The sequence below is a fragment of the Pseudomonas sp. EL_65y_Pfl1_R83 genome (genome assembly GCF_963970695.1).
GTDB lineage: Bacteria > Pseudomonadota > Gammaproteobacteria > Pseudomonadales > Pseudomonadaceae > Aquipseudomonas > Aquipseudomonas tritici.
On the sequence record NZ_CAXAQI010000003.1, the window covers coordinates 239,991 to 257,671 of the forward strand.

At 59.7% G+C, this 17,681-nt stretch carries 14 protein-coding genes, 1 other RNA gene and 1 pseudogene; 8 read left to right on the plus strand and 8 right to left on the minus strand.

Annotated features, from left to right (window positions below; all coding sequences use genetic code 11):
• Positions 1 to 15 precede the first annotated feature (15 nt).
• The 3 genes from AACY08_RS05555 to AACY08_RS05565 all read left to right on the plus strand — a co-directional run bounded on the left by AACY08_RS05555 (position 16) and on the right by AACY08_RS05565 (position 6,194).
• On the plus strand, positions 16 to 1,884 hold the full coding sequence (locus AACY08_RS05555; protein WP_339468506.1) for a DUF1302 domain-containing protein: 1,869 nt from the start codon (positions 16 to 18) through the stop codon (positions 1,882 to 1,884).
• Between the two features lie 29 nt (positions 1,885 to 1,913).
• Positions 1,914 to 3,278 (plus strand): DUF1329 domain-containing protein, encoded by a 1,365-nt coding sequence (locus AACY08_RS05560; protein WP_339417560.1) that lies wholly within the window; start codon positions 1,914 to 1,916, stop codon positions 3,276 to 3,278.
• Between the two features lie 186 nt (positions 3,279 to 3,464).
• Positions 3,465 to 6,194: a LuxR C-terminal-related transcriptional regulator gene (locus AACY08_RS05565; protein ID WP_339468507.1), complete on the plus strand. Its 2,730-nt coding sequence runs from the start codon at positions 3,465 to 3,467 to the stop codon at positions 6,192 to 6,194.
• 12 nt (positions 6,195 to 6,206) lie between these two features.
• Here AACY08_RS05565 and AACY08_RS05570 read toward each other — a convergent pair whose 3' ends face one another.
• The 4 genes from AACY08_RS05570 to AACY08_RS05585 are packed head-to-tail and all read right to left on the minus strand — an operon-like array spanning position 6,207 to position 9,652.
• The gene (locus tag AACY08_RS05570; protein WP_339468508.1) at positions 6,207 to 6,767 is read right to left on the minus strand and encodes a PqiC family protein; all 561 of its coding nucleotides are present in this window, start codon (positions 6,765 to 6,767) and stop codon (positions 6,207 to 6,209) included.
• A gap of 17 nt (positions 6,768 to 6,784) precedes the next feature.
• Complete coding sequence (locus AACY08_RS05575) at positions 6,785 to 8,440, minus strand: PqiB family protein (protein ID WP_339468509.1); 1,656 nt, start codon at positions 8,438 to 8,440, stop codon at positions 6,785 to 6,787.
• Positions 8,421 to 9,065: a paraquat-inducible protein A gene (locus AACY08_RS05580; protein WP_339468511.1), complete on the minus strand. Its 645-nt coding sequence runs from the start codon at positions 9,063 to 9,065 to the stop codon at positions 8,421 to 8,423. The genes AACY08_RS05575 and AACY08_RS05580 overlap by 20 nt, the downstream gene beginning before the upstream one ends.
• Positions 9,062 to 9,652 carry a paraquat-inducible protein A gene (locus tag AACY08_RS05585; protein ID WP_012722281.1) on the minus strand — a complete coding sequence of 197 codons (591 nt, stop codon included), beginning with the start codon at positions 9,650 to 9,652 and terminating at the stop codon, positions 9,062 to 9,064. The genes AACY08_RS05580 and AACY08_RS05585 overlap by 4 nt, the downstream gene beginning before the upstream one ends.
• Positions 9,653 to 9,814: 162 nt before the next feature.
• On the opposite strand from AACY08_RS05585, the gene AACY08_RS05590 reads away from it, so the two are divergent.
• The 3 genes and pseudogenes from AACY08_RS05590 to AACY08_RS05600 all read left to right on the plus strand — a co-directional run.
• The gene (locus AACY08_RS05590; RefSeq protein WP_339417568.1) at positions 9,815 to 10,459 is read left to right on the plus strand and encodes an MBL fold metallo-hydrolase; all 645 of its coding nucleotides are present in this window, start codon (positions 9,815 to 9,817) and stop codon (positions 10,457 to 10,459) included.
• Positions 10,460 to 10,650: 191 nt separating this feature from the next.
• Positions 10,651 to 11,424, plus strand: coding sequence for an OmpA family protein (locus AACY08_RS05595; RefSeq protein ID WP_339417569.1), 774 nt, complete (start codon positions 10,651 to 10,653; stop codon positions 11,422 to 11,424).
• Between the two features lie 188 nt (positions 11,425 to 11,612).
• Positions 11,613 to 12,248 (plus strand): annotated as a pseudogene (locus AACY08_RS05600) (IS4 family transposase); the annotation flags it as partial.
• Positions 12,249 to 12,374: 126 nt separating this feature from the next.
• Here AACY08_RS05600 and AACY08_RS05605 read toward each other — a convergent pair.
• From AACY08_RS05605 to AACY08_RS05620, 4 genes are all read right to left on the minus strand, one after another.
• Positions 12,375 to 12,956 carry a BON domain-containing protein gene (locus AACY08_RS05605; RefSeq protein ID WP_065875057.1) on the minus strand — a complete coding sequence of 194 codons (582 nt, stop codon included), beginning with the start codon at positions 12,954 to 12,956 and terminating at the stop codon, positions 12,375 to 12,377.
• Positions 12,953 to 13,546 (minus strand): phosphoheptose isomerase, encoded by a 594-nt coding sequence (locus AACY08_RS05610; protein ID WP_007904374.1) that lies wholly within the window; start codon positions 13,544 to 13,546, stop codon positions 12,953 to 12,955. The genes AACY08_RS05605 and AACY08_RS05610 overlap by 4 nt, the downstream gene beginning before the upstream one ends.
• Positions 13,547 to 13,638: 92 nt before the next feature.
• Positions 13,639 to 14,010, minus strand: a complete 372-nt coding sequence (locus AACY08_RS05615) for a YraN family protein (protein ID WP_339468512.1) — start codon at positions 14,008 to 14,010, stop codon at positions 13,639 to 13,641.
• On the minus strand, positions 14,010 to 15,821 hold the full coding sequence (locus AACY08_RS05620; protein WP_339468513.1) for a penicillin-binding protein activator: 1,812 nt from the start codon (positions 15,819 to 15,821) through the stop codon (positions 14,010 to 14,012). The genes AACY08_RS05615 and AACY08_RS05620 overlap by 1 nt, the downstream gene beginning before the upstream one ends.
• Before the next feature lie 176 nt (positions 15,822 to 15,997).
• On the opposite strand from AACY08_RS05620, the gene rsmI reads away from it, so the two are divergent.
• Entirely contained in the window at positions 15,998 to 16,903 is a 906-nt protein-coding gene (gene rsmI, locus AACY08_RS05625; RefSeq protein ID WP_339468514.1) for a 16S rRNA (cytidine(1402)-2'-O)-methyltransferase, read from the plus strand.
• A 96-nt stretch (positions 16,904 to 16,999) separates the two neighbouring features.
• Positions 17,000 to 17,353, plus strand: an RNA gene (gene rnpB, locus AACY08_RS05630) — RNase P RNA component class A.
• Positions 17,354 to 17,681: the final 328 nt, after the last annotated feature.

Sequence of the window (17,681 nt, forward strand, 5' to 3'; positions counted from 1 at the left end):
CATGGAGTAGCGTCGATGACCTCAGTAAACCAGTTCTGGCGCCGGGCAAAACTGCCCCTGGCCGTCAGTCTCGCCTCTACGCTCGCCGGGCCCGCATTCGGCGTCAGTTTCAATATCGGTGAAATCGAAGGGAGTTTTGACTCGTCTCTTTCCGTGGGGGCGAGCTGGTCGACAGCCAAGCCCAATCAGGATCTGATCGGCGCCAACAATGGTGGCAATGGTCTGTCCCAGACGTCCGATGACGGCCACCTGAACTTCAAGCGTGGTGAGACGTTCTCGAAAATCTTCAAGGGCATCCATGATCTGGAGCTGAAATACGGCGACACCGGCGTATTTGTGCGTGGCAAGTACTGGTATGACTTCGAACTCCAGGACGAGAGCCGCGAGTTTAAGGACATCAGCAACAGCAACCGCAAAGAGGGCGCCAAGTCCTCGGGCGGGCAAATTCTCGATGCGTTCATCTACCACAACTACAGCATTGCCGATCAGCCGGGTAACGTGCGATTCGGTAAGCAGGTAGTGAGCTGGGGTGAAAGTACCTTCATCGGCGGCGGCATCAACTCCATCAACCCGATCGACGTGTCTGCGTTTCGTCGTCCGGGGGCTGAAATCAAGGAGGGCTTGATTCCGGTCAACATGTTCTATGTGTCGCAGACGCTGACCGATAACTTGTCGGCGGAAGCGTTCTACCAGTTGGAGTGGGACCAGACGGTTACCGATAACTGCGGTACGTTCTTCTCGCAGCCGGACATTGTGTCTGATGGCTGTAAAGACAACCTTCGCGTGCTGAATAGCCGCCGTACGCTACCGGCCGCACTTAACCCAGGGTTGGCGGCTGCGGGTGTTGACGTCAACAACGAGGGCGTGCTGGTTCGTCGTGGGCCCGACCGTGATGCACGTGACAGCGGCCAATTCGGCGTCGCGTTCCATTACAACTTCGAGCCGTTGGACACAGAGTTCGGCGCCTACTTTATGAACTATCACAGCCGTGCGCCGATTTTCAGTGCACAGGGGGCTCCGCAATCGGCCTTTACCGGTCCTACGCCTGGACTGCCGCCACAGTTGCGCCCATTGGTTGTCGCGGGCAACTCCAATTACTTCATCGAATACCCAGAAGACATCCGGCTCTACGGTTTGAGCTTCTCCACCACGTTGCCTACGGGTACCGCGTGGAGTGGTGAGTTGAGCTACCGTCCCAATGCGCCGGTGCAGTTGAACTCTACCGATATACTGTTCGCGGGCGTCAAGCCGATTGGCGGGCCAGTATTGGGTAACGCATCGTTGCTCAATGGCAGCCCAGGCCAAGACCTGCATGGCTATCGTCGTAAGGAAATTTCCCAGTTCCAAACCACCTTTACTCACTTCTTCGACCAAGTCATGGGCGCGAGCCGCTTGACGTTGGTGGGTGAAGTCGGTGTTACCCATGTGGGTGGCCTAGAGAGCAAATCGGACGCGCGTTACGGTCGTGACCCGGTCTTTGGTCCAGGCACGCTTCCGAACAATGCTTGTGCAGCACTCAACCTCTCTACGGCTCAAGGCGCTGGCTTGGGCAACGCCAACGGCCTGAACACCAACTGCAACAATGATGGTTTCACCACCGCCACTTCCTGGGGCTATCGCGGTCGGGCTATCTGGGAATACCCGGATGCCTTCGCGGGTGTGAACCTCAAGCCGAACGTGGCCTGGTCTCATGACGTCAAGGGTTATTCCCCTGGCCCAGGCGCTAACTTCGAAGAAGGTCGCAAAGCCGTCAGCCTCGGCCTGGACGCCGAATACCAGAACACCTACACCGCCAGCCTGAACTACACCAACTTCTTCGGAGGTGATTTCACGACCGTGAATGACCGCGATTTTGTTGCGCTCAGCCTTGGCGTGAACTTCTAAGCACACTGTATTTTCAGGAAGACCAGAATATGAAAATAACCAAAAGTCTGTTGCACGTAGGTGTGCTTGGGCTGTCGATCCTGGCGAGCAACGTCATGGCGGCCGTCTCGGCGGATGAAGCCGCGAAGCTGGGCACGAGTCTTACCCCGATGGGCGCTGAAATGGCCGGTAACGCCGCAGGCACCATTCCTAAATGGTCGCCGCTGCCAACCAACGCTGGCGCTGTCGACGCCCGCGGATTCCTGGCCAATCCTTACGCCAGTGAACAGCCGCAATTCACCATCACCGCGCAAAATGTCGAGCAGTACAAAGACAAGCTGGCGCCGGGGCAGTACGCGATGTTCAAGCGTTACCCGGACACCTTCAAGATGCCGGTCTACCCAACCCATCGCGGCGCTACGGTGCCAGCGGATGTGTTCGCGGCCATCAAGAAGAACGCCACCACCACTAACCTGGTATCTGGCGGTAACGGCCTGGAAAATTTCGAAACCGCTGTGCCGTTCCCTATTCCGAAAAGCGGCGTGGAGGTGATCTGGAACCACATCACTCGCTATCGCGGGGGCAGCGTGACCCGCTTGGTAACCCAGGCTACGCCGCAAACCAACGGCTCTTTCAGCCTGGTGTATTTCAAAGACCAGTTCGTGTTCCGCGACAAAATGAAAGACTTCGACCCGAAAAATCCGGGCAACGTGCTGTTCTACTTCAAGCAGCAAGTGACCGCGCCGGCCCGTCTGGCCGGTGGTGTGCTGCTGGTGCACGAAACCCTGGACCAAGTGAAGGAGCCACGTTCGGCGTGGGTCTACAACGCCGGCCAACGCCGTGTGCGCCGGGCACCGCAAGTGTCCTATGACGGTCCGGGTACCGCGGCCGATGGCCTGCGTACCTCCGATAACCTCGACATGTACAACGGCGCACCGGACCGCTACGACTGGAAGCTGGAAGGCAAGAAAGAAATCTACATCGCCTCCAACAGCTACAAGATCGACGATCCGAAGCTCAAGTATGCAGACATCATCAAGGCCGGCCACATCAACCAGGACCTGGCTCGCTACGAGCTGCGCCGCGTCTGGCATGTAGTCGCCACCTTGAAAGAAGGTCAGCGCCACATCTACGCCAAGCGTGATTTCTTCATCGACGAAGACACCTGGCAAGCAGCCGTCATCGACCACTACGATGGCCGTGGCCAACTGTGGCGCGTGGCTGAAGCGCATGCCGAGAACTACTACGACAAGCAAGTGCCGTGGTACGCCCTGGAAACCCTCTACGACCTGCAGTCCGGCCGCTACCTTGCACTGGGCATGAAGAACGAAGAGAAGCAGGCGTATGACTTCGGCTTCACCGCCACCACCAGCGACTTCACCCCAGCGGCGCTGCGCCAGGACGGCGTGCGCTAAGCTGAGTTAACCGAGGCAGCCTCCTTGGAAAGAAGCCCCGACCCGTTCGGGGCTTTTTTGTATGGCGAATTTTTTTGTCGCAGTTCTTTTCAAGCAAATGTTGCAAAGATCTACAAACCTGCTGCTTTTACCGCTAGTCTGCGGACATCTGCAATGCCGACAACAGCCTTCTACAAGAGCCCGGCGATGACTGATCTGTCCCGAATCCAAGGGCCTGCCAGTGCGGTAATCCCCACCCTGGAGGGTCGCTTCTACAGGCCACCGCTGCCTGACGGCTATGTGCTGCGTCCGTGCCTGTGCGAACGCCTGAGTGCTGGCCTGGAAGGGCGGCTGCTGCTGGTGAGTGCACCCGCAGGGTTCGGCAAGAGTTCGTTGGCGGTGGAGTTCTGCCAGAGCCTGCCGGCCCATTGGCAAAGCCTGTGGCTGGGCCTGAGCCCACGGGATAACGACCCCGGCCGTTTCCTTGAGCGCCTGCTCGAGGGGCTGCAGCAATTTTTCCCGCAACTCGGCGCCCAATCCCTGGGGCTGCTGAAAATGCGCCAGCGTCACCAACCCTTTGCCTTTGAAGAATGGCTGGACGGCCTGCTCGATGAGCTGACCGTGCACCTGTCCCCGCGCGCGCCGTTGTTATTGGTACTGGATGACTACCATCTGGCCCAGGGGCCCGTGCTCGACCGTTGCCTGCAGTTTTTCCTCAACCATTTGCCCGATGGCCTGGTCGTGCTGGTCACCAGCCGTCAGCGCCCGGACTGGCATCTGGCGCGGCTGCGTTTATCGCGCCACCTGCTGGAGTTGCACGAACAGGATTTGCGCCTGACGCACAGCGAATCCCTGGCGGTGCTGGATCGCCACAGCAGTTCCTTGCGCGGCGAAGCCCTCGACAACCTGATCCGCCGCAGCGAAGGCTGGGTTGCCGGGCTGCGCTTCTGGTTGCTCGCCGCTTCCGAGGCCGGCAACGACAGTGCATTGCCGCAGAGCTTGCATGGCGGCGAAGGGCTGATCCGTGATTACCTGCTGGAAGAGGTGATCGACTGCCTCCCGGCCGAGGTACAGGCGTTTTTGTACGACACTGCCCCTCAGGATCGGTTTTGCAGCGAACTCTGCGACGCGGTGCGCGAAGCCCATGACAGCGCTGAAATCCTGCGTTACCTGCAAGCCCACCAAGTGTTCCTGGTGCCCCTGGACGAGCAGGGCCACTGGTACCGTTATCACCATTTGTTTTCAGACTTGCTGCGCACCCGCCGCGCCAGCAGCAATGTGCTGCCGCCGGCCAGCCTGCACCTACGCGCGTGCCGCTGGTTCAATGCCCAGGGCTTGATCGATGAGGCAGTGGAGCAAGCGTTGCGCGCCGGCCATCTGGATGTCGCCGCCAACCTGGTTCAGAACCTGTCCGAAGAGCAACTGCTGGCCGAGCAGAATGTGGGCATGCTGCTGCGTTGGAAAATGGACTTGCCCGACAGCTTGCTGATCAGCACGCCGCGCCTGATCGTGCTCTACAGCTGGGCCTTGGGCCTGGCCTGCCAGTTGGATGCGGCGGAAGAATTATCCAGCTACCTCAGCCGCTTCCTGCCAGCACCGTCGGCCACCGCACAAAAATCGATGCTGGCACAGTGGCTGGCGCTGAGCGGGATCATCGCCCGGGGCCGGGGCGATCGCGAGCTGACCCAGCGCTATTGCAGCGAGGCGCTGGAAAGCCTGCCGCAACGGCGTTACGGCCAGCGGTTGATGTGTCTGTCGACCCTTTCCAACCTGGCCATTGTCGATGCCGACCTGTGGCGTGCGCGTGGCTTGAATCGCGAATCCCTGGAGTTGGCGCAGCGCATCGGCAACCCATTGTTCGAGGCCCTGGCCCATTACGATCGTGCGCGGGTGTTGCAGGCCCGCGGTGAAATCCTGCGCTCCCTGGATGAAGTGCATCAGGGCCTGCAACGCCTGCAGGGCTTAGCACCGCAGCGGTTGTACGCGGTGCGCGCGCGGTTGTCACTCTACGAAGGTTTTTTGCTGCTGGTGCGGCTACAACCCGAAGCCGGACTCGCCCGCTTGCGCGCCGGGCTCGTCGAAGCCCGTGCCTGCCGCGACATCAGTGTGTTGATCGGGCATTGCGTGATCGCCAATTTCGAAGGCCGCCGTGGTGACTTCGCCAAAGCCTTTGCCGAACTCGCCGAGGCCGAGCGCCTGATGCATATCTGGGACGTGCCGCCGATCTACTACCTGGCAATGATCACCCTGATTAAATGCGAGCTGTGGCTGGCCCAGGGCCGCACCGATTTGGCCGACGCCTGGCTGATGCGCCTGGGGCAAACCTACAACGGCGAGCAGGCCGCCGCCGCGCCGGAATTTCACCCACACCTGCCACAACATATCGAGCTTCAACAAGCGGCGCTGGATGCCACTCGCCATCAACCCGTTGCGGCATTGCAGCGGCTTGAAGCGTTGGCGCAGCAGGCGCACAACAGCGGCCGCCAGATGATTGCACTGATGGCGCTGACGCAGCAGGCCCAGTTGCTCTTGGAAAGTGGCCAGGAAGCCAAGGCGCGCGCGGTTCTGGTCCAGGCCCTTGAGGCCGGCGCCGGAGGGGCATTGCAACCTTTCCAGCGGTTGCTGGAAAGGCACCCTGGCTGGATGCGCGAGCAACTGGGCAAGGATGCGCAGGGGCCGCTGAACCAGAGTTTGCTGGTGCGTCTACCGACGATCGTGACACCTGAGATAGCGCCGGCTCACGAAACCTTGAGCGCGCGTGAGTTGGCGGTGCTGAAACTGATTGCCCAAGGCTGCTCGAATCAGGAAATCAGTAACCAGCTGTTCATCTCACTGCACACCGTGAAGACCCACGCCAGCCACATCAACAGCAAGTTGGGGGTGGAGCGGCGGACCCAGGCGGTGGCCCGTGCCAAGGCAATGGGCCTGCTGGCGTAGACCCTCCGACGTCTATGGCGCGCTTGGGCACTGGTTGGACGACCTGTCGACTGCCTGAAGAATCTGCGCCGCGAAGCGTTTGAGATTGTTCTGGTGGGCGAGTACCAGGTCGTCAATGCTCGCGCCGGCCGGCGACTGCAAGGTGGTGCGGCAGGTCAGTGGCGCGCGATCACTGCCGCTGGCTGACCGCAGACGCCATTTGACGTCGAGCAGTGCGTACTGGCCGGGCACGGAGTCAAAGCGCTGCACCTCAAGGCGCAACAGCATGGGTTGCCGAGGGTTGCTGTTAGCCAATTGATCCACCAGCGCGCTCCTCAACTCATCCACCAAGCTGGCAGCCCACCACTGGGTGTCCAGGATCGCCACGCCACTGTTGCCTTGGCGAATCACTATCTGCGGACGGTCGACTTGTGGCGGCACACTGATACTTTCGATTTTTATCCCACCCGCGGCGGCCCCGGTGGTATTGCTCCACTGCGCCGGGGTCAGGGTATGGAAGGTGATCGGTGTACTGCTGCATGCCCCCAGCGCGAGCAATGCGCTGAGCAGGGTGATTTTCAACGTTAACGTCATGGCGCTTGCTCCACGGTTCATTTGCGCGGCGGTCCTTGCAGGTCCAACGGGGCGGCGTTGTCGGGGCGGCCGCGAATCAGTGATTCCGGGTGTCGGCCCAGGTAGTCCGACAGCTCGCGCAAGGAACGCGACATGCGACCCAGTTCATCCAGGGTCTGGGTCAGTTGCTCACGTTGCGGTGAGTCTTCGGCCAGGGTCGAGTTGGCCGATTGCAACGTCTTGCTCACGTCAGCCAGGGTGTTCTGGACGCTGGGCAAGGTCTTGGCGTTGAACTGGGTCAGTCCTTTGCGCAATTCCACGAGGTTGCTGTCGAGGTTGCCGGCGATACGTTCGATCGGCAACTGGTTGATTTTGTTGACGATATTTTCGAGTTTTTCCTGCAACTGTTCCAGGTTGCCAGGAATCGTGGGAATGCTGACCGGACGGGCTTTGGGATCAAACGCCACCTTCTCGGCTTTCGGGTAGAAGTCCAGGGCGATATACAACTGGCCGGTCAGCAAATTGCCGCTGCGCGCCTGGGCCCTCAGGCCGTTTTCGATAAACGAACCGATCAGGCGCACACCGGCGGCTTCGTCATTGGGGTCATGGTTCATCGTCTTGAGCAACTTGGTATGGGCCTGACCGAGCAATTGCGGGTAGATCACGATGCCGACGTTGAGCGGAAAGCTGCGCTTCTTCGCGTCGAAATCCAGGTTGATCGACACCACCTTGCCAAACTCGACGCCTAGGAATTCCACCGGTGCGCCGATCTTGAGCCCGCGCAGCGCCTGGTCGAAGCGCAGGCTCATGTATTGCCCCTGGCCATTGGGCGGGGCGAGGGCGGCGAGCTGATCGTCGAACAGTTCAAACGTGCGCTCTTCACCGGCCGGCTTGTCATTGGGGCTGTAAGGCGGTGCCAGGAAAGCGATACCGCCGACCAGCATGGACGACAGTGATTCGGTTTTCAGCGCGAAGCCATTGGCGCCCACACTCAGGTCAATGCCGCTGGCGTTCCAGAACCGCGTATTTTCGGTGACGTAGACATCGTTGGGCGCGTGCACGAACACCTCTATATCGACGCCCTTGCCTTCGGCATCCAGCTTGTACGCCACGACCTGGCCGACCTCGATTTTGCGGTAATACACCGGCGAGCCGATATCCAGCGAACCCAGGTTCTGCGTGTGCAGGGTGAAGCGCTTGCCCGGTTCGCCGTAAGTGATGGGCGGCGGGTTTTCCAGGCCGGTGAACTGTTTGGCGCGGGTGTCGGACTGGCCAATGTCGGCGCCGATGTAGTCGCCGGAGAGCAGGGTGTCGATGCCGGACACGCCGCCGGCGCCGATGCGCGGGCGTACCACCCAGAACTGCGAGTCGGCGCGGGTAAAACTGTCGGCCTGCTTGGCCAGCTTTACGGTGGCGTTGACGCTTTTCTGGTCGTCACTCAAGGCCACTTCGGTCACTTGGCCGATCACCACGTTGCGGTATTTGACCTCGGTTTTATTCGCGGTCAGGCCACTGCCGGTCTTGAAGTTAAGGATGATAGTCGGGCCTTGCTGGAGCACGCTGTGAACCACCAGTGAAATCCCCACTAACACCGCAACGATCGGTACGATCCAAACCAGCGAAACGCTGAAACGCCGAGTCTTGACGGCCGGCGAGCCAGGGGATTGCGGGGTGTCAGCGGTGGGGGACGTCATCCGGGGTATCCTTGGTGTGTGGGGTTTCCCAGATCAGCCTCGGGTCGAAGCTCATGGCGGCCAGCATGGTAAACACCACCACCAGGCCGAAAAACAGAATGCCCAGGCGTGGCTCGATGGTGCCCAGGGCCTGGAACTTGACGAGCGCGGCCACCAGCGCAACCACGATCACGTCGAGCATGGACCAGTAGCCGATCAGTTCGACAAACCGAAACAGCTTCGAACGTTCCTTGCGCGCCCAGCGGCTGTTGCGCTGCACGGTAACCAGCAGCAGCGTCAATGACGCAAACTTGATGCCGGGCACCGCGATGCTGGCGATGAAAATAATCAGCGCAATGTCCCACGCACCATGCTGCCAGAACTCCAGCACGCCGCTCATGATAGTGCTGTCCGCGCCTGAACCGAGCATGGTGGTGTTCATCACAGGCAGCAGGTTGGCCGGTACATAAAACACCAGCGCCGTCAGCATATAGGCCCAGGTACGGGTCAGCGAGTTGACTTTGCGCCGGTGCAGGGGGGCGTCACAGCGCTGGCATTCCGGCGCGCCGGTGCTGATGTCGGCAGACAGGCCACAACTGTGGCACAGGCACAGGTTAAGCTCGCTGGCAGTCGGTGGCGGGTTCATACGGCGTCCCACAGATCGCGCACGTCACGACCGGCAATGCGGATCAGCAACAGGCTCAGCGCCGCCAGGGCAAATAGCCCAGTGCCGGGGATCACATCCAGCATACCGGCCAGCTTGAACACGGCCACCATCGCACCGAGCAGGCACACTTCCAGCATACTCCATGGTCTGAGCGCTTCCAGCCAGCGCATGCATAGCTTGAAGGCGGGCGAACGTCTGCCCGAGAGGGCGAAACTCAGCACCCAGGTCAGCAGCAATAGCTGAAACACCGGTGCGATGATGATGGAAATAGCGGCCACCAAGGCGATAAAGGTAATCGGCCCCAGGCTCAGCGCAACCACTGAATCCCACAGGGTGGCGCTGTTTTTCAGGCCTTGCAGGCTGATGCTCATCACCGGATAGAAATTGGCGAAAGTCCATAACACGGCGGCGGTCAGGGTCAGGGCGAGACGTTGTTGTACTGACAGACCGTTGTAACGCTGGAGTACGCCCGCGCAGCGCACACAATGGGCTTTTTGATGTTTGGCGAGCGTGACTTTTTCGTACACACAGTCGCAGTGCTCGCAGATGATCAGCTGATTCGCCATGGGGCTCGCTCCAGCGCGGCGCGGTTGCGGTCTTGGATGGTTCTTCAATGGCGCTTGGAAAGCTTAGCCGTTGGTACTCGGGACGCAATGCTCCCTTTCGGGTCAGGGGTGTCGTCACCCATACTCTGTGCCGAATATGCCATAGAGCCTGCTGGAGCACTGATGAATATTGAACACGCTGCAGTCATCCGCGAGACCTTTCCCGTCGGCCCGCTGCAGTGCAACTGCACCATCATCGGCGACCCGATCAGCAAAAAAGCCATCGTGGTCGACCCGGGTGGCAACCATGAGCTGATCCTGGCGCGCCTTGATGCATTGGGCCTCAAGGTCGTGAGCATTATCCACACCCATGCCCATCTCGATCACTTCCTGGCGTCCGGTCAGTTGAAAGAGAAGACCGGCGCCACGTTGCACTTGCACAAGGAGGATCAATTCCTCTGGGACAATCTGGAAATGCAATGCCAGATGTTTCGCGTTCCCTACACCCCGGTGCCTTCGCCTGATCGCTGGCTGGAAGATGATGAAGAATTGGCCTGCGGCTGCGGTGTGGCGTTGCACACACCGGGGCATACGCCGGGGTCGATGAGCTTCTGGTTTGCCGATGCCAAGCTGCTGATTGCGGGTGACACGCTATTTCGTCGCGGTATCGGGCGTACAGATTTGTGGGGCGGGGACCAGGCGACCATTGTGCGTTCGATCAAGCAGCGCTTGTATACCTTGGATGAGGGCGCGACGGTGGTGACCGGTCACGGCCCCGATACCCGGCTGGGTGATGAAATGCGCGAGAACCCTTTTGTGCGGGCGTAACGCAATAATTGCCAGGCAGGTGCTGTTCTATAGCAGGCACGCCTTGTCGCAAAAACTCAGGTCGTGTTCAGCGTGCGTCTGCTACGGTTTCTGTAGCCACGGAATTTTTACCGTTTGTCGCGTTCCAAACTCGGCACAGGTCCATTGCCAATGTCCTTTGCACCTTAGAATGCAAAAGTAGGAGCTCCCCCATGTTCACTTCGCGTCGTCTGCTTGTTGTTGCTACCGCCGTAGCCTTGTTGTCCGGCTGCGCATCACCTAACCCTTATGACGGCAGCAGCCAGGGACAGGCGAGTAACCAGTCCGGCGGTATGAGCAAGACCGCCAAGTACGGTGGCCTGGGTGCCCTGGCGGGTGCATTGGCGGGGGCGGCCATCGACCATAACAACCGTGGCAAGGGCGCACTGATCGGTGCAGTGGTTGCGGGTGCCGGTGCTGCGGGCTATGGCTACTACGCCGACCAGCAGGAAAAGAAACTGCGTGAAAGCATGGCCAATACCGGTGTTGAAGTTCAGCGCCAGGGCGACCAGATCAAGCTGATCATGCCGGGCAACATCACCTTCGCGACCAACTCGGATGCGATCTCCAGCAGCTTCTACCAGCCTCTGAACAACCTGGCCAACTCGCTCAAGCAGTTCAACCAGAATACCATTCAGATCGTTGGTTACACCGACAGCACCGGCAGCCGCCAGTTGAACATGGATCTGTCCCAGCGTCGTGCGCAGAGCGTGGCCAACTACCTGACGTCCCAGGGTGTCAATGGTGCCAACCTGACTGCACGCGGTGCCGGCCCGGATAACCCGATTGCCAGTAACGCAGACGTTAACGGCCGTGCCCAGAACCGTCGCGTTGAAGTGAACCTCGGTCCAATCCCAGGCCAGCAGTATGGCCAGCCAGGTGCCCAGCAACAGGCGCCACAGCAGAACAACCAGTTCCAGGGTAATCCGTACTCTCAATACCAATAAACGTTAATAAAAAAGGGCGCCATGCGGCTAATGCCGATCAGTTAAGCCTCATTGCTTGACCTTTGGCCGCAAGAAATCAAAATCCGATGCCTGAATAGGCATCGGATTTTTTTACGCGTCTGGCTCGGGCATTGGAACTAGCCCACAACGTCGTCTCGACTCCCGATTCCCTCAAGGGATTGGATTCGTTGCTTGATCCCTCTCTGGTCGAGCAGGCATTGCAACAGGCCGTGTCGCCACCTTGCGCAAGCGGCGCTTATCGCAGCAACGAAATGAAGCTGGCAGAGCAACTGATCGACACCACGCCGGATCACTCGTTGACGCTGTTCGATCGCGGCTTTTACTCCCTGGGGTTGCTGCATCAGTGGCAGCAGGCCGGCACCGAGCGGCATTGGTTTATGCCGTTACGCAAAGGGGCGCAGTACGAAGTCATTCAGCGATTGGGCCGTCAGGATGCGGTGGTCTCGTTAAGCACTTCGCCGCAGGCCCGCAAGCAATGGCCGGGATTGCCGGAGCGCCTGACCGCAAGGCTCCTGAGCAAAACCGTCAAGGGCAAGGTCTGTCAGACTTTGACGTCGATGGCCGACTCTCTGCGCTTCCCACCTGATGAAATCGTCGACCTGTACAGCCATCGCCGGGAGATCGAATTAGGGTTCCGGGATGAAACAGACACTGCTCAACAGCAGCTACACGCTGGGTAGCAAGACGCCCGAGATGATCGACCAAGAGTTGTGGGGGAGGTGCTGGGCTACAACCTGTTGCGTTATCAGATGGTGGGAATGAGCCGCCATTGTCCGGGCATCCATCTGTGCGAACTGAGCTTCACCGCGTGTACTTGGGCTATCCGGCTGAAATCGCCGAAGTACCCGATCGAAAAATAAAAATGCCAGTCAGCTTAACTGACTGGCATTACGCCATGCGGCGGCCTTTTTTGTGGCTGCGTGTTCAGGTCAATCGATGTACTCGAAGACCTTGACGATTTTTTGCACGCCGGACACACCCTGCACCAGATTGGATGCACGGGTTGCTTCCGCCTGGGTCAGCAGACCCATCAGGTAAACGATGCCGTTGTCGGTGACGACCTTGATGCGCGAACCAGGGATCGCGTTATCAGTGAGCATCTGCGCCTTGATCTTGGTGGTCAGCAGGGCGTCATTACTGATGGCCAGCAGAGTGATCGGTTCCATCACCTGCAACTCGTTGTGCACCTTCTTCACGCGCTGCACAGCGGCAGCGGCTTGCTCGGCCTGGGCCTTGAGGTCGGCGCGTGGCGTCTGGCCTGCTAGCAGCACGACGCCGTTGAAGCTGGTGACAACAATGCGTGATGCGCCGTTGCCCAGGTCGGTCGCGGCCTTGGCGACGTTGACTTCGACCTTGGTTTCGATCAGCGAGTCATCGATCTTGCTGCCGAAGGTACGGGTGCCCTTGTCGTCCTGAATAGGGGTGTCACGTGTTGCGGTGATGGCCGTGCTGCAGCCGCTGATAGCGAGGCACAGGGTAATGGCCAAAAGGCTGAGGCGGTTAACGGTCATTCTTCACTCCCAAACAGTTGGCTGTCGATCAGATCGCACAGGCAGTGGATCGCCAGCAGGTGGACTTCCTGAATACGTGCGGTGACATTGGCCGGGACGCGAATCTCCACGTCTTCCGGCAACAGCAGCGAGGCCATGCCGCCACCATCGCGTCCGGTCAATGCTACGACAATCATTTCGCGATCATGTGCGGCCTGGATCGCTTGAATAATATTCGCCGAGTTGCCGCTGGTGGAAATCGCCAGCAGCACGTCACCGGGTTGGCCCAGGGCGCGGATCTGCTTGGAGAAGATTTCGTTGTAGCTGTAGTCGTTGGCGATCGAGGTGATCGTCGACGAGTCGGTGGTCAAGGCAATGGCCGGCAGGCTCGGGCGCTCACGTTCGAAACGGTTGAGCAGCTCCGACGAAAAATGCTGGGCATCGCCGGCCGAACCGCCGTTGCCGCACGAGAGCATTTTGCCCTCGTTGAGCAGGGCATTGACCATGACCTGACTGGCTTGCTCGATGTGCGGTGCAAGTACGTCCATCGCCTGTTGCTTGGTGTCGATGCTGGCCTGGAAAAGCTGGCGAATTCGGGATTGCATGTCCATCTGTGTGACCTTAAGTAGCGCGGCTGTTTGGCACAGGAATGTGTAGCCCGCAAAGCAAAGAGCAAAAGTGTGTGGTGAAGATGTCCGGCGAATCAGCTGTCGAAGGCATTTTTAAGCCAGTTCAGATCAGCCTGACCAGACGGTGTGCTTTCTATGGCAACCACATCGAAACGGCAGGGGGCGTCGGCCCAGCGATGCTCTTTTTGCAGGAAAAACTGCGCCGCGAGTATCAGTTTCTGACGCTTGCGCCCGTCGATACTGGCGAGCGCGCCACCCCATTGTGCGTGTTTTCTGTAGCGGACCTCGACGAATACTACTGTATCGCCGTCAAGCATGACCAGATCAAGCTCGCCGCGTTTGCACAACCAGTTCTGCGCCAGTAGGCGCAGACCCTGCTGTTGCAAGTGTTTCAGTGCTTGAAGTTCGGCGTCCTTGCCGCTTTGTGCGTTGGACCGCTCGGGCATCAGCGCGGGGTGTCCGGCAGGCGCTGGATCCCGCCACCGACGAACTTGGCCCATGGCAGCTGGCGATCAACGCGCTGGTTGGTGCTGATGCCCAGGTTGCCCGAAAGGCCGTCAACACGGGTATCCGGCAATGCCTTGAGTTGGCCCAGGCGCGGCGCCAGGCGGTAGGCATCGACGCCCATCGCATACAGGCGACCCAGGCTGCCATTGGCTTGCGGCCATTGGGCAGCAACCTGGTTGCGCAGAGGATCGGTGGTGTTGAGCAGCCAAGGGGTTTCGCAGAACATCACGTTAGTCATGTCCAGGTACTGGTTCTTGTCGCCGCTGGCGCTGAACACGTGGGACGTGGCGTACACCGGCAAATCACCGGCGTATTGGAAGTTCAGGGTCGGCTTGATCTGCTGGGCCAGCTGCGGGGTCACGGCCAGGAAGATGAACTCAATGTCCTGGCGACGCGAGGGTTGCGCGGCTACGTCGGTGCCGACGGTGCTTTGCAGGCTCTTGGCGCGGCCTTCGCTTTTACGCAGTTGGAGCAGTTCGGCAATTTGCTGGGCGAGGGCGACTGGCTGGTCGACATACTCGACACCCATCACCGTGCCGCCATTGGCTTCCCAATCCTGGCGGAAGGCCTTGTAGACACGCTCGCCCCACTCACCACGTGGCACCATCGCCGCAGCGCGATGCAGGCCGTCGGCACGTGCGCGGCGCGACACTTCGCGGGCTTCGTCTTCAGCAGCCAGGCCGAACTGGAACAGCTGCGGCGGGCCTTGGTCAGTCTCGCTGTAGTTCAGCGCCAGGGTGGTAATCGGCAACTGAGGCCGTGCGCTGAGCTGTTTGACCAGTGGTTTTTCCAGCGGACCGACCACCAGTTGCACGCCTGCGGCCTGGGCCTTGGCGTAGAACTCATCAATGGACGTCAGGCGCGAGCTGTCATAGAACTCGATGACCGGCGGCTTTTGCCCGGCTTGTTCAGCCTGGTAGTGCGCAGCCATGAAACCCTCGCGCAGTGCTTTGCCGACGGCGCCCAGCGGGCCGCCTTGGGGCAGCAGCAGGGCAATCTTGGTCAGGGGCTGGCTGGCCAGCTCCTTGAGTTTGATCAGCGGCGACGGCAGTTGCACGGCGGCTGGGTGGCCCGGGTTCTGTGCACGCCAGGTGTCGATCGCGGCTTGTTGTTGCTCCAGCGTACCGGCGCCCTTGACCGACTGGGCGAGGGTGATCCAGCCGTCCAGCACTGGGTTCCCGCTGGCTTGCAGCTGTTCGGCCGGCAGGGCGCCAATCAGTGCCCAGATGGCTTCGTGGTTGCTGTTGGCGGCATCGCCAGTGAGCAGCGGGGCCATGGCAACACGCTCACGCGCAGCCGCCAGGGTCTGGCCATCGGCTTCATAAGCACGGGCGTGCACGCTGCCTGTGCGGATCTGCTGTTCAGGCGGCAGGTCCTTCAGGTTTTGCAGGCTCGGGTGGCTCAGGGCGGTCAAGGCGGCCTTGGGCTGGTTGCGTGCCATGGCCAATTCGGCGGCCAGGGTGCTCGCAAAAACCTGCGGGGCTGGCTTGAGGATATCCAGGGGCACCTGCGCCAGAATCTGCGCTGAGCGGCCTGAGTTGTGCTGTTTGTACGCCATGTCTGCCGCACTCAGGCGTAGCATGGCGGCCTTTTCTGGCGTGTTGGCAGTCGTGGCCTGTTCGAGCAGTTGCTCGATACTGGCGTCCGGAGTCCGTGGAAGGTCGCCAAGGCTGGACGAGGGCGAGCTGGCGCAAGCGGCCAGCAAGGCAGCGAGGCAGAGGGCTGAGAGCAGCCGCAGGCAAGCGATCATGTAAGTGTTCCTGATACCGATCAAATTAGCGTGGAATTGTACCCAAGCACTGGCCCAGGCGCGATGTTAGTGGCGTGAAACTGTCGATTTAGGTCGTGTAAATGTTGCTACCAGCGACTAACGGCTGAAACGGCATCAACCTTGATGGCATATTTTCAAGGCGCCTACGCGCTACAATGTCGCTTTTGCCAACCAACGAGGTGTGCGTTTTGACTGCTCCAGGTCCTTTGAATTCCACTGCAGGCTCGCTTTTTGTCGTGGCGACGCCCATTGGCAACCTGGACGACATCAGTGCGCGGGCGCTTAAGGTGTTGCGCGACGTCAAATTGGTCGCGGCTGAAGACACGCGGCACTCCCAGCGATTAATGCAGCATTTTGGTATCAGCACCCCACTTGCGGCCTGCCATGAACATAATGAGCGCGAAGAGGGCAGTCGTTTTATCGTGCGCCTGCTGGCCGGCGACGATGTGGCGCTGATCTCCGACGCGGGCACGCCGCTGATTTCCGACCCAGGCTACCATCTGGTGCGCCAGGCGCGGGCTGCGGGTATCAATGTAGTGCCTGTTCCGGGGGCGTGCGCGCTGATCGCCGCATTGTCGGCGGCAGGTTTGCCCTCCGACCGTTTTATCTTCGAAGGTTTTCTGCCGGCCAAGGCCGTGGGCCGTCGCGCGCGTCTTCAGGCGTTGAAGGAAGAGCCGCGCACCCTGATCTTTTACGAGGCCCCGCACCGCATCCTTGAATGCCTGCAAGACATGGAGCTGGTGTTTGGCGGCGAACGCCTGGCACTGCTGGCCCGTGAGCTGACCAAGACCTTCGAAACACTAAAGGGCCTGCCTTTGGAAGCGCTGCGCGGGTTTGTCGAGGGCGACAGCAATCAACAGCGCGGCGAGTGCGTGGTGCTGGTGGCGGGCTGGACGGCGCCGGAGGATGAAGACGCCGTGGGCAGCGAGGCGATGCGCATCCTTGACCTGCTGCTCAAGGAAATGCCCCTCAAGCGTGCTGCGGCCCTGGCGGCGGAAATTACCGGCGTTCGCAAGAACCTCTTGTACCAGGCTGCGCTGGATAAACAGAAAGCCGAATAGTTTTTGGCTAAAACCTGTATTCCGTCTGAACGTGATGGCAATTCTGAACTTTTATTACTTGTCCTAAGTCCGCCGTGCCGTTAACCTTCGCGGCGGAGAGTCGATTGGACAGTCGCTGCCTTCTATGAAAATTAGGAGGGGGAGGAAAGTCCGGGCTCCATAGGGCGAAGTGCCAGGTAATGCCTGGGAGGCGTGAGCCTACGGAAAGTGCCACAGAAAATAACCGCCTAAGCGCTTCGGTGCCGGTAAGGGTGAAAAGGTGCGGTAAGAGCGCACCGCACGACTGGCAACAGTTCGTGGCTAGGTAAACCCCACTTGGAGCAAGACCAAATAGGGTCCCAAGGCGTGGCCCGCGCTGGGACCGGGTAGGTTGCTAAAGGTGTCCAGTGATGGCCATCGTAGACGAATGACTGTTCAAGACAGAACCCGGCTTACAGATCGACTCTCCACCTTTTTTCTTCTGTCTGAATCTCGGGCAGAAAACCGGTAGTAGCGCAAGAATCCCTCCCTGCCAAATCATTGGCAGATGCATCTTCGTAATACCAAAAAAATCTTACTCTTAATAAATCACTTTAACTTTAAGCCATAGCTCTTTGAGCTATCTGTGCTTGTTGAGCCAAAAATACCGACGAACTCTGGTTTCTCCTCCGTTTACGCTCCTAAATCTCCGTTCTGTAAGGCTTTTCCTTGAATCCGTGCCTTGACGGTGTGGTGGGCGCATTCCTATAGTGTGCGCAAGTGGCGGAAAGTGGCACAAAGTGGGTTTTTTGAACGTAAA

Coding starts and splice junctions, on each gene's coding strand:
- AACY08_RS05555 (WP_339468506.1), top strand. CDS start 16: ATGACCTCAGTAAACCAGTTCTGGCGCCGGGCAAAACTGCCCCTGGCC.
- AACY08_RS05560 (WP_339417560.1), top strand. CDS start 1,914: ATGAAAATAACCAAAAGTCTGTTGCACGTAGGTGTGCTTGGGCTGTCG.
- AACY08_RS05565 (WP_339468507.1), top strand. CDS start 3,465: ATGACTGATCTGTCCCGAATCCAAGGGCCTGCCAGTGCGGTAATCCCC.
- AACY08_RS05570 (WP_339468508.1), bottom strand. CDS start 6,767: ATGACGTTAACGTTGAAAATCACCCTGCTCAGCGCATTGCTCGCGCTG.
- AACY08_RS05575 (WP_339468509.1), bottom strand. CDS start 8,440: ATGACGTCCCCCACCGCTGACACCCCGCAATCCCCTGGCTCGCCGGCC.
- AACY08_RS05580 (WP_339468511.1), bottom strand. CDS start 9,065: ATGAACCCGCCACCGACTGCCAGCGAGCTTAACCTGTGCCTGTGCCAC.
- AACY08_RS05585 (WP_012722281.1), bottom strand. CDS start 9,652: ATGGCGAATCAGCTGATCATCTGCGAGCACTGCGACTGTGTGTACGAA.
- AACY08_RS05590 (WP_339417568.1), top strand. CDS start 9,815: ATGAATATTGAACACGCTGCAGTCATCCGCGAGACCTTTCCCGTCGGC.
- AACY08_RS05595 (WP_339417569.1), top strand. CDS start 10,651: ATGTTCACTTCGCGTCGTCTGCTTGTTGTTGCTACCGCCGTAGCCTTG.
- AACY08_RS05605 (WP_065875057.1), bottom strand. CDS start 12,956: ATGACCGTTAACCGCCTCAGCCTTTTGGCCATTACCCTGTGCCTCGCT.
- AACY08_RS05610 (WP_007904374.1), bottom strand. CDS start 13,546: ATGGACATGCAATCCCGAATTCGCCAGCTTTTCCAGGCCAGCATCGAC.
- AACY08_RS05615 (WP_339468512.1), bottom strand. CDS start 14,010: ATGCCCGAGCGGTCCAACGCACAAAGCGGCAAGGACGCCGAACTTCAA.
- AACY08_RS05620 (WP_339468513.1), bottom strand. CDS start 15,821: ATGATCGCTTGCCTGCGGCTGCTCTCAGCCCTCTGCCTCGCTGCCTTG.
- rsmI (WP_339468514.1), top strand. CDS start 15,998: ATGTCGCTTTTGCCAACCAACGAGGTGTGCGTTTTGACTGCTCCAGGT.